Raw genomic sequence first — 13,155 nt, 5'->3', positions numbered from 1 at the left:
GAAAGTGGTTAGTGATTTCTAACCACTCATCACATTCTTCATTTAGAATAGATTTCATTCAACAACTCGGCCAACCGGCAGCCCGCCAGGGCAACCTGTTTGCGACCGATTTGCCGGGCTTGAGTGTGGTACCTGGGAGTAATGGGGTGAACTTGAGGAACTTCGTCAGACCCGATGGAATAAGCAAACTCAGAGGCAAGCTGAAAGCCTTCCTGAGCCCAGATGTCAGGGTCAATCTGCTTGATGAGCGAAGATTTGGCTTTTGGCAGGCGACGCCCCAAAGCACGGACTTGAGGAACGGTATCTTGCCTTGAAACAATCGAATCCCAATAGGAATGCAAATTGGGCTGTTCATCTTTATAGCGTTTGAACCCACTATTCTTCAGCGGTTCGATAAAAAACTCATTTCCGCCTTTATCACCTTTGGGGTTGGTTTGGCTGATGCGGGCGGCGGTGTGCAGGGGTTGGTGGATGTCTCCGACCAGATGCATCAACCAGGCCAGATAATATGCCTGTTTCGGGTCATCTGGGCTCGCCGTGCGCAGGTATTCAGTCATTTCTTTGATTTTCTTGATGATGTTTCCATCTTTTTCAATCGGAAACCCAGGTGGAACCGGAACGCCCGGTTCCGGGAGCGGTTGATTGATAAAATGCCAGCTAAAGTGTTGATTCATATCCGGATACGCGGGAATCGGAGATGTTCCGGACGGCGCATCATAGGTGAATCCCGACCCAGGGCGCTTGATATCATCTGGCCAGCGAGCAGCCCAAAGAAAAGCATATACTGATTTTGCCCGTCGCCCTGCCGTCCATTCCGGATAGGCTGGATGCAGCTTTAAAATCGAATCAACCCGGCTTCGAGCCTTTGGCGTCAACCGGTCATAGGCAATCGAAGCCACAGTCATGTGTCCGGCATTATTCCAGGCGGAGACCGGGCATGACGAAATACAGATAAGAATCAAGCAGATACTCAGGATGATTTTTTTCATGAAGGCTGTGTACTGAGGGGAAAGTGAAGGTGCGGCTGGCCAAAACTGTAACTTGGAAAAGCCAAAAAGGAAAAGGAATCTCCCACGAATTGCTTTTTCCTTTCCCGAGATGTTTTTCAGCGGCTATTATCGCGAATGCCAGCCAGACCGCTATCCAGTCGAAGTTGGCGGGTTGAACTTTCTTTCAGGTTGAGAATTCATGAGTCGAATAATTGCCATCTTTAATCAGGCCGGAGGAGTCGGAAAAACAACGCTCACTCGTGATTTGGGCTTTGAATTGTCGCATCAGGGCCAGCGAGTGCTGCTCATTGACGGAGACGCCCAGGGCTCGCTGAGCGATTTTCTTGATCTGGAGCCGTTTGCCCGCCCAGAGCCCGAAATTTTCTGGCATTCGCTGGTGGCCTACGAACCAGACCGCCCATTCACTCCTTTTTTGGCACGGACATTTGAAATGGACATCGGCATGTCCAATTTCACCGCGATTGAATGCGAGCAGCGGCTGGCGGATAAGCACGTCGCCACGCTGCTCCTCGACGCGCTTGAAACGCTGCACGACCGCTATGACTGGATCCTGGTTGATTGCCCACCGTCCGTGCATGAAATCGCGGTCCAGGTGCTGGTGGCGGCGGATGATGTCCTGATACCTGTTCAGACCGAACAAAAAGCATTTATGGGCCTCACGATTGTTCAAAATGAAATCTTCAAGGCCAACCAGCGCCGCCGCCGCTTTAAACCACCATTAAAAATCGCCGGGATTATTCCGACCATTTTTAACCCCTATCGCAAAGTCCACGTGTTTTATAAAGAACAAATCGACCAGCTTGCCCAGCAGACCTTGCGCTGCCCGGTCCTGCCAGCCATCCACGATACCATCGCCGTAACCGAAGCCTCCAATGCCCGCGTTCCGCTCAAACTCTTTAAACCAACCTGCCCCGTCAACGAGCAGATTGCGCAAATTGCCGCTCAGTTGAGGGATAAAGCAAATGAAACCAGCAAGTAGTGCGTAGCGAGTAGCGAGTAGTCAATCCAGAGAAAAGCGAGTTGTACGCACCATCTGCCTGAGCAGGTGGTTGATTCAAAAACCCCGAAACCCCGAAAACCCCGAAACCCTATGTCGAAGAAATTTCGTGCCCCTGCTTCACCCAAAATGCTGTCACTGGTCGGAAACATTTCAGCGGCCAGTCAGGCCGGAGACCTGATCGTCCGGGTGCCGGTTGATCACATTCAGCCAAATCCGTTTCAAACCCGAAAAATCCTGGACACCGGAAAGCTGGTCGAACTGGCCGAAAGTATCACCATTCATGGCATTATCGAACCTCTGGTTGGCCGCCAGGAAGCCGATGGGAACTACACACTGATTGCCGGTGAACGGCGACTCCAGGCTGCCCGCCAAATCAATTTGCCCGATGTGCCGATGGTGCTGCGTCAGGTTGACGATCCGGCGCTTTTTGAACTGGGTCTGATTGAAAACTTCCAGCGCGACAACCTGCATCCGGTTGATACGATTCGGGCTTGTGTCCAACTGGTCGAGCAAAAAGGCTCTCAGGCCGAAGCCGCCAGGGTGCTCGGTATCCAGCGCAGTTCATTGGCCAACATTGTGCGGCTGATTGAGTTAGGAGATGAATTTCTCAATGTTTGCACCACAATTCCCGACCTGTCGCTTCGGTTTTTGCGCACCCTCCTTGATCTTCCAGCCGAAAAACGATTGACGGCTCTTCACAAGCGCGAACGCGAAGATACACCGCCCGCAACCAAACCAGCCTTGCCCACTCCATCGCCGGAGCCAGGCCAGACGCCGCAAGTCTTCACCGTCAAAGGACGCTCAGCTTCGGAAGCGTCCTTTACCCTGACGCTCAAGTTTCGCAAAACCCAGCCCTCGCCCAAAGATATGCGCGATGCTTTTGTGCTGGGTCTGGCGGAAAATTTAAGGCAAAACCACGGTGACTATCGCGCCTATTCGGTTGAGGACATTGCCGGAGCCGTGAACCAGGTTTTGGACTCGCTCAAAAATCAGAGTTGAACTTGCCGGAATTTCAGAGATTTTGCGCTGTAACCGATCAAAAAAGTTTCCATGACAACATTTCCATAACTTCATTTGGGTCATAGGGTTACAGTCAAAAGTTTATTTTTTCCGTACGGACAAAACAGTTAGACAAAAAAATCTTCTAACTAAAGTAATCCAAAGAGTTTAGATCTGTTTTCCATTTTTCATTTTTCATTCTTCATTCAAAATGAGCCCAACGTTGAAAGCCTGCCGCGTAAACTGGTGTGGTTTCAAATGAGACAAAAAGATTTCGAGTAAGAGTAACGCCTTCAGGCGTGAGGCGTAACGGATGGGACAGAAGAAAAAACCTCTCGTCTGAAGACGATACTCTGAACTTTTTCTGAGGGAGCGAAATATGATTCGAAGCTGGCTGGTGTGGGCTGTCTGTTTGGTGCTGGTCGGAGCGTCCACCGGGTTTGGACAATCCTCACCAAACGAAGATCTCGTGACCAGAGATGCGTTTATTCGTTCCCGTCAAAAGGTGCCGCCGGCCAAACAACCCAAATCAAAAGGGCGAAAAAAAGCACTCGCCGCGCCCAAACAACCACTCGGACTTGGGTACTCGATTTATTCGCGTAATGCGTTTGGCCGCCCCGAACGGATCAAACCGGATCAGACGTTCCAAACAGGACAGGCAATTCGGTTCGTCATCGAATCAAATCAGAATGGATACCTCTATATTTTCAACGCTGATTCTTCGGGCGCGTTGAAAATGATCTACCCAAATCCTTACCTGCAAAATGGAGAAAATCAGATCGTGGCGCATGTGCCCTATCAAGTGCCTTCAGTGAAAGAGCCGGATCTTGAAAATCAGTGGTTTTACTTTCTGTCTGACGGGCCAGTGCGCGAAGAACTCTATTTCGTCGTCAGCCGAACGCCTCAAGCGGGAATTCCCACCGGCACCCAGTTGATCAAATATGCCCGGAAAGAGCGCACCAGTGCCTGGTCACCTTCCGATCAAATCTGGCACCGCATCGAACTGGCGCAGCAGATACCGCTTCGACAGAGCACCATTGACGATTTTGGAAGTCCTCAAACCGAAGGCGAAATGCTGGCCGTGACCCGTGAAATCGGGCTCAAACCACAGGATATGCCGCCGTCGGCCATCTATATGAGCCCGACCGCCGAAGCGCCGCTGCTGGTCACAAAGGTCCAACTGGTCAAACGGTGAAGAATGAAGAGTTGAGAATGAAGAATAGATTTAAATTCTTTAAATTGATTTAGTTAAGCAGTTTTTTCATCTAACTGTTTTGTCTGTACGGAAAAAACAAACTTTTGACTGTAATTCTATGATAGAGCTGAGGTTATAGAAATGTTGTCATGGAAACTTTTTTGATGCTTGCCTGACCTGATCCAGTACTGTTCCGCTTACTTTGAGTCAAGTGCCTGGCCTGACATGCCAACCAATCAATATTCTCAAAAACAGAGATAGAATTGGCATGCGATGACAAACTTCCTTATGATTTCCAAAGATTTGAAGGGGGTACTGGCGCATGGATCTCGACATTACCGAATTATTGCTTGCCTGGAATCAGGGAGATAAAGAAGCGCTCGAAAAACTTATGCCGATGGTTTATGGCGAATTGCACCAGATTGCCAGACGGTCAATGTACCGCGAGCAGGTCGGTCACACGCTGCAACCTACGGCGCTGGTCAATGAGGTGTATATGAAATTGATCAACCAGCGCCGGGCAAACTGGCAAAATCGGGCCCATTTCTTTGCCATTGCCGCCCAAATGATGCGTCGAATTCTGGTTGACCATGTGCGGAGCCAAATGCGTGAAAAACGCATTAGCCGGAATCAGACCATTTCGCTGGATGTCATCTCTGAATTGCCGATTGACCAACCCGAAGTTGATGTAATTGCTTTGGATACGGCTCTTGATAAACTCGAAGCCCTGGCGCCACGCCAGTGCCGAATTGTCGAGCTTCGGTTTTTTAGCGGGCTCAACGTAGATGAAACCGCCGAGGCGCTGGATATTTCAGCCGCGACAGTGAAACGCGAATGGGCCGTAGCCAAAACGTTCCTGTTTCGGGAACTTAAGCACTCTGAAGGATGAAGAAACCATTTAGTGGTTAGTGGTTAGTGGTTAGTGGTTAGTGGTTAGTGGTTAGTTCTTGGTTCTTCTTCGAAAGTATTGATTTCTAACCACTAACCACTAATGCAAATGAAGGATTGAACTTGAGGTTTCAAAATCAACAACTTACAGACAGCAGGTTCACAACTGAAATTTGAGATTCTGATAAGCCCTTTGTTCTCAACGAACAATTTTTTCAACTCTTAACTGGCATCACTAACTAACCACTAACCACTAACCACTAACCACTTTCTTCATTCTTCATTCTTCATTCTTCATTCGTTCCTATGACTCCCGAGCAATACCAGCGTGTCAGTGAAATTTTCGGAGACCTCATCGAATGCGCCCCGGAGCATCGGGTAACGCTGCTGGATCGGTTGTGCCTCGGCGACCAGGAGATTCGAAGCGAGGTCGAATCGCTCCTTGGGATATATCCAAAAGCTGAGGGTTTCATTGAAAAACCGTTGCTTGTCAATCCTGAATTCAAGGAGCTTTTGCCTTCCGCCAGTGAGTTTGTCGTCACCCAAACCTATCAAGACACAGCCAGTTCTTCTGGGCAAAGCCAAATTCTGAGCATCAATAACCGCTACACAATCGAACGCGAGCTTGGTCGTGGTGGAAACGGGATTGTGTACCTGGCTCGCGATCAACAACTGCACGGTCGCCCGGTGGTGGTCAAAGTCATGCTTGAAAAGCACGCGGGCGAATCCTGGGCCACGCAAATGTTCCAGCGCGAAAGCGAGGCACTGGCCCGCATCAGTCATCCGGGAGTGGTGACGGTGCTTGATCGTGGCACGCTGACGACCGGACAACCCTTCTTCGTCATGGAATTTGTGAAAGGCCAAACCTTGCGCGCCTGCCTGAAACCCGGACCACATTCGCTCCAATGGATTGGCCATCTGGTGCTTCACATCGGAAAAGCGCTCCAGGCAGCCCACCGGGAAGGCGTGTTTCATCGTGATTTGAAACCGGAAAACATTATGCTGGAAGATCTTGGCGAAGCATTCCCCAACGCCAAGCTGATTGATTTTGGAATCGCCAAGGTTTCACGCACCGAATCTGACCGGCCTACGCTGGAGGGTATGTTTTTCGGCACGATGCCATATATGGCGCCCGAACAACTCGATGGGTCTCCCTGTTCGGCACAAACCGACGTTTTTGCCCTGGCGATTATTGCCTGTGAATTACTGACCGGGACCCGCCCATACCTGCCGACGGCTGAAAAACTGGTCCAGGCGATTCACCAAATGCTTCAGTTTCAAGAGCTTGGACCAGCCGAATATTTCCAACTCAACCGTGAACAAGTTCCACCTGAGGTCATTCCGATTTTGACCAAAGCGCTGGCGTTCCAACCGGAGCACCGTTATCCCAGCGCTGAACAGTTCGGCGCCGAATTTTCAAATGCGATTGACGCTCATCTGCAAGCCAGCCGGCAATCTCCAACTCTGGAAATCGAACCCGTTCCGACACCGATCAACTCCGACTCCGTAGGATCACGCTGGCTTTTGTGGAGCAGCCTGATGGGAATCATTTTCGCCGGTGGTCTTCTTTTGGCGTGGAATTGGGCTCAGCCGGCGGTTCAAGTTCAGGGTCCAGTTTCCCCGCGTCCGGCGGCACGGCAACAGATTCTGTCAATTGGAGTTGAAGCGGTTTCGTCAACCGGGGTTTTGACTGCCGGAGAGTGGATCGATCCACACTCACCGATTCCAGCCAATCGGGACGTGGTGTTTCACGTTGTGCCGGAAACGGATGGGTGGATGTATTTGATTGCACCGTCAAACAATGTTCCCACGGCATTTCTGACCGATGTCCAATCAGACCTGGCGACATCAAACCAGGTCAAAGCGCACGAAGAATTTGTCTTCCCACAAGGAGCATCAATCGGACTGGACGGCAAAGCCGCCACCACGACCTTCACCATTATTTTCTCGCCGGTTGAATTGACCGAGCCTTCATTTTTGAAGTTGCCTCCAGGAACTCTGCTCTCACCCGAACAGCAACGCGAACTGGTGACCTTTGTGGAAAGGCATCAATCAAAAGCTCACAAAGAACCAGGAATGCTGGCCAGCAAACCCATCACCCAGCTTTTCACCACCGCCGATCCATCAATGCCAGTGGTAATTGAAATCACCCTCAGCAAATCCTAATACCAGTTTGTAGTCAGTAGATCGTTGTCAGTAGTCCACTAACTCTATTTGATCAAATAATTTAACTGTTCTCTGATACGATGGTTTCATTCCAAAATGGTATAAGTACTCTGTCGTAAGTTTCCTGAGATATTGAATTTGGTAAGTATTTGATTCTTTTCGTGTTTTTCGTGTTTTTCGTGGTTAAAATGTCTTGGAATCTTCGGTAAAGTACTTAAAACTTGAGCCGAAACCCAATCTTGAACTCAACCTGACTCATTCCCTGCGTTCAAACTTAAAGCCGATTCCCTTTGGCCAGGTTACATCTGCGACACAAAAGCTGAATATTGTTGAGCGTGCTGGCACCGCCCAGGCTGAATGGAATGATGTGGTCAAATTCAAGATACGAGGCTGACGCACATTGCACACACTTTCCCTTATCTCGTTGCCAGACAGCCGTTTTGACATCTTGTGGAATATGTCGGCTCACATCTTCGCTTTGCGGGACCAGAAGCTGGCGTTTGGAAATTTTGGTCAAGGCCGCGATGACGGCTTCGACATACAAACAATCTCCGACCTGGTAATGACCATTTCCCTTCTTGGTTGAAAGTTCAAGGCACACACATTGATTGCCGTGTGATGTCCGCATTACATTTTTCCATTGTATCGTCCAGCCGCCTTTGGGCGAGAGAAACCGAAGAATTTTGTTTGTCGCGACAAAGGTCCCTGGAATGTGCTCAGTCGTTCGAGTCGTGATTTTGTGATACACCGCACTGGTTTCCAGGTAGCAAACTTCACCTGACTCAAGGTGCGCGTTGGTGGTACAGGCCGAAAGCTTGCCGTGCCGGATGTCTGAAATCCGCTTCAAATAATCAAGCCGGTCAAAAATTGGCTTCGCATGAACCAGCGGAATGTTCAATTTCTTCTGAAGTTGATGGATCCCGGTGTATTCCTCATCAGTAATAATTCCATCTGACGCCGCAAAGGTAAGGGTTCTTTCTAAAAAGAGGACTGAATCCGCCTGAACATACCCCAGAGCCTCGTCCCACTTGAGTCGCCGATCAGTTGCTATCCGCTGCAGACTGGCCCATTCGTCCTGAGTCAGAATTCCATCGGCACAATACTGGATAAAATACTGTCGGAAAACATTGAGTTCTTTCTGGTACTCTTTGTCACAGGCTTTACAGCGCTTTGTTTGGGCATTGTAGCCAAAAAGTTTGCCAATGATCCCGGCTTCTTTTCCGCACCGCTGGCAAAATCCATCCGGAAAGGTCTGTGGCTGCGGCGCCGGAGGCGTTGGAATTTGGACAGCCGGGATTTGTCGAACCATCGCTGGTTGATTTGAACGCGGTGGAGTGACTACCGGAGTCGGGTGTGTCGGCGCGTCAAGTTCAACCCCGAACCCGGTCGCCAGGGCAGCCAGTCCGCCCGTGTACCCCTGACCGACGGCCCGAAATTTCCACTGGTCTTTGTACCGATACAGTTCGCCGAGGATAACCGCCGTTTCACTCGTGAGATGATTGGACAATTCATACTGACCGAGCAGCGTTCCAGCCTGATTGGTCAAAAAAATGCGAATCCCTTTCACCTGACCAAAAGATTGCCGGCGAGCCCCCGCTTCGTAAATCGTCAGGCAAAATGCCAACTTTGTAATCGAAGCGGGAATTTTGTTCAGCATGGCACGGAATCCAACGGCAGCCCCCCTGGGGAGAGCGGAATCACCTTCAGTCAGTAAAAAAACTGACTTAGCCAGATCTTTGTTCTGGTTATAGAAAATGAAATCGGCGTCGGAGCGGACTTTTCCATCTGGCTTGAGCAAAAAACAACTGACGTCGAGTTCAACCGGCACCCGACCAACCGTTGAAGGGTGCCAGGTTATTCCAATCATGACGACTGGCGAACGCTCGTCAGACAGTTCCAAAAGAAAATTACCTCCCTGGGTTAATGCAATCACACCGAATGCCTCCGAAATCCAAATTTGGCTGACGAATGACAGTTATAGTATTTCAGAAAAAGAATTCTAATTGGGAGCGCGGGCGTCCCGCCCGCAACTGGTTTGTTATCAATAGATTTTGTGCGGGCGGGACGCCCGCGCTCCCAGGAAATATTTATCTGAAAAGTTATAAAATGCTATCGCACACCAACCATGCTTTCACACTGAGCCAGGACTTTGTGGAAATCGAACTCCGCAAATAAACCGAAATTCTCGTGTTTGGTCAGTTTTTTCTGCGTCAATCGCGGCGAGGAAATTCCACAGAGAAACCGTGCCAAAACCCGTGGGTGCTCAAACACTTCCGGATCAAGCTGAAGGGTTTGTCGGATGATCTGAACCGGCACGGTGCCGGACGCGGACCGTGGTTTGAGTTTGATCGCCTTTTTCTGTTCGCAAAACGTGCAGTGCCCGCAGGGAGCCGTTCGTGATTCGCCAAAATACCGGGCCAGCGCATTCCAGTGACATTCGTCAGACTGCACCAGGCGTAACATTTCCTCCAGCCGTTCAATTTCCATTTGCTCCTGTGCCGTAAACCGCTCCCACGACGCTTTGACGAGTACACCCAGTCTGGTTGGAAATTGAAGCACTGAAAAGCGATGCCGAACGCCCGAATTTTTGACCACCGCCAGATTGCGTTCCTTGAGGTGATTTAAAATTTCCTCGGCTCGGTGACGATGCGGCTCCAAGTGCTTGTGAATGCCTCCGAAATCCAGCTTGTACCAGGTAATGCCTTTGCTGGCGTGGGCAATAAATTTGCGGACTCGCTCGCTCATTTCGGGCGCCACCAGTTGAACCGTTTTTTCGACCGAATGCTGAAGCTGAAATTCATAGAGCAGATAAACGGGCATCCGGCTTTTCAGATAACCGTCCAGTTGCAGGTGCGCGAGCAGCGTCTTGAGCGTTGGTTCACGGATGTCAAACCGGCGTGAAAGATCATACAGATTTAATTCCAGTTCGGTTGAACCGGAAAAGATTTCGGTCACCACACCTTCAATCGCTTCTCTGGTCGGCGTGCTGCCATAGGCAAAATTGGCCAGCACCGGCACGTCATCAGCGGAGAGAAAACTCTGGCAAAGCGAGGGCTTTCCATCGCGTCCGGCACGTCCGATTTCCTGAATGTAGCCTTCGATTCCTTTGGGCACGTTAAAATGATACACAGCGCGGATGTTGGACTTGTCAATCCCCATTCCAAACGCAATCGTGGCCACCACCGTCGCCTGTTCACTGGCGAGAAACCAGTTTTGGATTTCCTCGCGTTCTTCGGTATTCATTCCCGCGTGGTAGGGCCGGGCCGGAATTCCCCTGACCGCCAGCCGGTTGGCAATGTGTTCCGCCGTTGACCGCTGGGTGACATAGACAATCGTCGGTCCTGAAAAATCACTTTCAAACAAACTGGCATCGCGGGCACGGGGCTCAACTGGAATAAACCGAAGTTTCAAATTAGGCCGATAAATCCCGGTGTTGGTAATATGGTCGGGTAAGATTCCAAAATTCACCGCAATGTCCTCAACTACCTGAGGTGTTGCGGTGGCAGTCAGCGCGAGGGTTCGTTCAACCCTGACATCACGCGCAAACTGGGCAATCTGCAGGTAATCGGGGCGAAAATTCGGCCCCCATTGGGAAATACAGTGGGCTTCATCAACCGCCAGGAGTGAAATCCGATGGCGGGCGATCAAGGCGCGGAAGTTCTGGTTGGTGCAACGCTCCGGGGAAACATACAGCAGTTTTAATGAATTTTGTCCAAGTTGATTTAATACCTGATTATATTGCTCAGCATCCAAACTTGAATCGAGACGTGCTGCCGCAATCCCTTTTGACAGCAGGAAATCAACCTGGTCTTTCATCAGAGCCAGCAACGGCGAAACCACCAGTGTCAATCCCGGCAGACACAACGCCGGCAACTGGTAACAGAGCGACTTTCCGCCCCCAGTGGGGAAAACCGCCAGTGCGGAATGACCCGCAAGAAGTTGTGAAATAACCGCTTCCTGACCGGTACGGTAGGTCTCGAATCCAAACACGGTGCGCAGGATTTGAGGCGGTGTAAGTTGAGAAAGGTCAGCCATAAAAATATTCCTAATCGTTTAGAATTTCCCTTCAACCGGTTTTTTTGAATTGCGACCTCCTCTGAGCAACTCACGTGCCGGGCAGATTTAAGAATGAAGAATGTGGTTAGTGGTTAGTGGTTAGTGGTTAGTGATTAGTGGTTAGTGATTAGTGATTAGTGGTTAGTGGTTAGAAATCAATACCTTGCAAGAACCAACCACTAACCACTAATCACTTTTTTCATTCTCAATTCTTATCTTGCGTATTCGGCCACCCGTTGTTTGTCGGCTTCAAAGCGCCGTGCGGCCAGGGCAAACGGAATCGTTCCCAGCAAGGGCATAAAAGCACACACCTTCAATCCAAGTGAGAGTGAATGGGAATCCCCAATCATTCCGGCAACCCACGGCCCGGCGCCCGTTCCGACACAACTGACCGCCAGCGTCATAAAGGCAATCATTGTCGAGCGGATATGAATAGCCGCCAGATCTTGAGTGACGGCATAGAGCGGGCCATACCAGCACGAACTTCCAAACGACGTCAGAAACCAGGCAACATAAAACAACGGCGAATCTGGCGGGAACGAAAAAAAGGCAATCCCAATCGGGGGAAAAATCACGCCCTGAATCACCATACTCCAGAGCCGTCCACCCGAGTATCGCCGCTGACACCAATCGGCAAACCAGCCGCCAAAAACATTCCCAAGCAATCCGCCGGTGGCAAACAGGATGCCTCCGATGTAGGCCGCATTGCTGAAGGCAAATCCACGTTCCTTGACCAGCCACGTCACCAGATGATTTCCAGCCGCGGCGGAAAAGGTCAGAGTGATACCGCCAAGCACCGTCAATAACAACGCAGGCGCGGTTTGCAGCCCGACAAATAAATCACCCAGGATTCCAAGGGTTGATTGCGGCGGGTGGGGAATATCCGATTGTTTTTTCTCCATTGCGCCACGTCGTGGGTCAGCCAAAAACAACACCAGCACCACCATGACCAACCCCAAACCGCCAAGCACATAAAATGAGGTCCGCCAGCCGAATCGGGGTGCCATCCAGCCTGACACCAGCAAGCTCAACCCGGCACCGAGCGGCACCCCGGCATAATAAATGCCGGTGGCAAAAGCGCGCTGCAACGGTGGAAACACATCACTCAACATCGAAAGCGCCGCCGGAGACAACGTCGCTTCACCAACACCAACCAGCATGCGGGCTGAAGCCAGCGATAAAAAACCCCGTGCCATTCCGGAAATGGCGGTTAAGGCACTCCAGATTGTTAACCCCGCCGCAATCAGCCGTGGCCGGTGGGTACGGTCAGCCACTGTCCCAAGCACCAGTCCCATCACGGTATAAAAAAACAAAAACACATACCCGGAAAGCAGCCCGATTTGGGCATTTGTCAGATTCAAATCTTTAATCAACAGTGGCGCCATGCTTGAAATCAACTGGCGATCAATAAAATTTAAAATGTTGAGGAACGTGAGGAAAGCCAGTAAAAAATAGGCGCGATTTGAAGGTTTTGACATCCGGACTCCAGTCAGTACCACCTGCGTCAGCGGGTGGGAAACACGAAAAGGTTTACCTGAGTTTGATTCCTCTTAACCCATTTGAATAGCTTGACTTGGAAAGAATTTTTCCCCAACAAGAAACCCTGTACGGAAAAAACAAACTTTTGGCTGTAATTCTATGAATTCAGAGGGGGTTACAAAAAAGTTTCCATGGAAACTTTTTTGGGGAGTGAAGGCTATTGTACCTGCTTTGGTTGCGTTCGCCCACCCACTGACGCAGGGCAAAACAGGGTTCAGGGTTCAGGGTTCAGGGTTCAGGGTTCAGGGTTCAGGGTTCAGGGTTCAGGGTTCAGGGTTCAGGGTTCAGGGTTCAGGGTTCAG

9 protein-coding genes are annotated in these 13,155 nt (G+C 50.4%); 5 read left to right on the top strand and 4 right to left on the bottom strand.

Going from position 1 to position 13,155, the window contains the following annotated elements; genetic code table 11:
• Positions 1-38: 38 nt before the first annotated feature.
• Entirely contained in the window at positions 39-989 is a 951-nt protein-coding gene (locus HY774_28190) for a S1/P1 nuclease (protein MBI4752388.1), read from the bottom strand.
• 199 nt (positions 990-1,188) lie between these two features.
• On the opposite strand from HY774_28190, the gene HY774_28185 reads away from it, so the two are divergent.
• The 5 genes from HY774_28185 to HY774_28165 all read left to right on the top strand — a co-directional run bounded on the left by HY774_28185 (position 1,189) and on the right by HY774_28165 (position 7,258).
• A complete protein-coding gene (locus HY774_28185; GenBank protein MBI4752387.1) occupies positions 1,189-1,989 on the top strand; it encodes a ParA family protein in 801 nt (266 codons plus the stop codon).
• 111 nt (positions 1,990-2,100) lie between these two features.
• Entirely contained in the window at positions 2,101-3,009 is a 909-nt protein-coding gene (locus tag HY774_28180) for a ParB/RepB/Spo0J family partition protein (protein MBI4752386.1), read from the top strand.
• A 379-nt stretch (positions 3,010-3,388) separates the two neighbouring features.
• Entirely contained in the window at positions 3,389-4,204 is an 816-nt protein-coding gene (locus HY774_28175; protein ID MBI4752385.1) for a DUF4384 domain-containing protein, read from the top strand.
• A 322-nt stretch (positions 4,205-4,526) separates the two neighbouring features.
• Positions 4,527-5,093, top strand: a complete 567-nt coding sequence (locus tag HY774_28170) for a sigma-70 family RNA polymerase sigma factor (protein ID MBI4752384.1) — start codon at positions 4,527-4,529, stop codon at positions 5,091-5,093.
• Positions 5,094-5,398: 305 nt separating this feature from the next.
• Positions 5,399-7,258, top strand: coding sequence for a serine/threonine protein kinase (locus HY774_28165; GenBank protein MBI4752383.1), 1,860 nt, complete (start codon positions 5,399-5,401; stop codon positions 7,256-7,258).
• Between the two features lie 274 nt (positions 7,259-7,532).
• Here the strand turns inward: HY774_28165 and HY774_28160 are convergent, their stop codons facing one another.
• The 3 genes from HY774_28160 to HY774_28150 form a co-directional block, all read right to left on the bottom strand.
• Positions 7,533-9,191, bottom strand: coding sequence for a TerD family protein (locus tag HY774_28160; protein MBI4752382.1), 1,659 nt, complete (start codon positions 9,189-9,191; stop codon positions 7,533-7,535).
• Positions 9,192-9,367: 176 nt separating this feature from the next.
• Positions 9,368-11,293, bottom strand: a complete 1,926-nt coding sequence (locus HY774_28155) for a RecQ family ATP-dependent DNA helicase (GenBank protein MBI4752381.1) — start codon at positions 11,291-11,293, stop codon at positions 9,368-9,370.
• Between the two features lie 233 nt (positions 11,294-11,526).
• Positions 11,527-12,792 (bottom strand): MFS transporter, encoded by a 1,266-nt coding sequence (locus HY774_28150; protein ID MBI4752380.1) that lies wholly within the window; start codon positions 12,790-12,792, stop codon positions 11,527-11,529.
• Positions 12,793-13,155: the final 363 nt, after the last annotated feature.

This window comes from Acidobacteriota bacterium (genome assembly GCA_016208495.1).
Lineage (GTDB): Bacteria > Acidobacteriota > Blastocatellia > Chloracidobacteriales > Chloracidobacteriaceae > JACQXX01.
The sequence above is the reverse complement of the archived record's forward strand: the minus strand, read 5'-3'. Positions and strand labels throughout refer to the sequence as shown.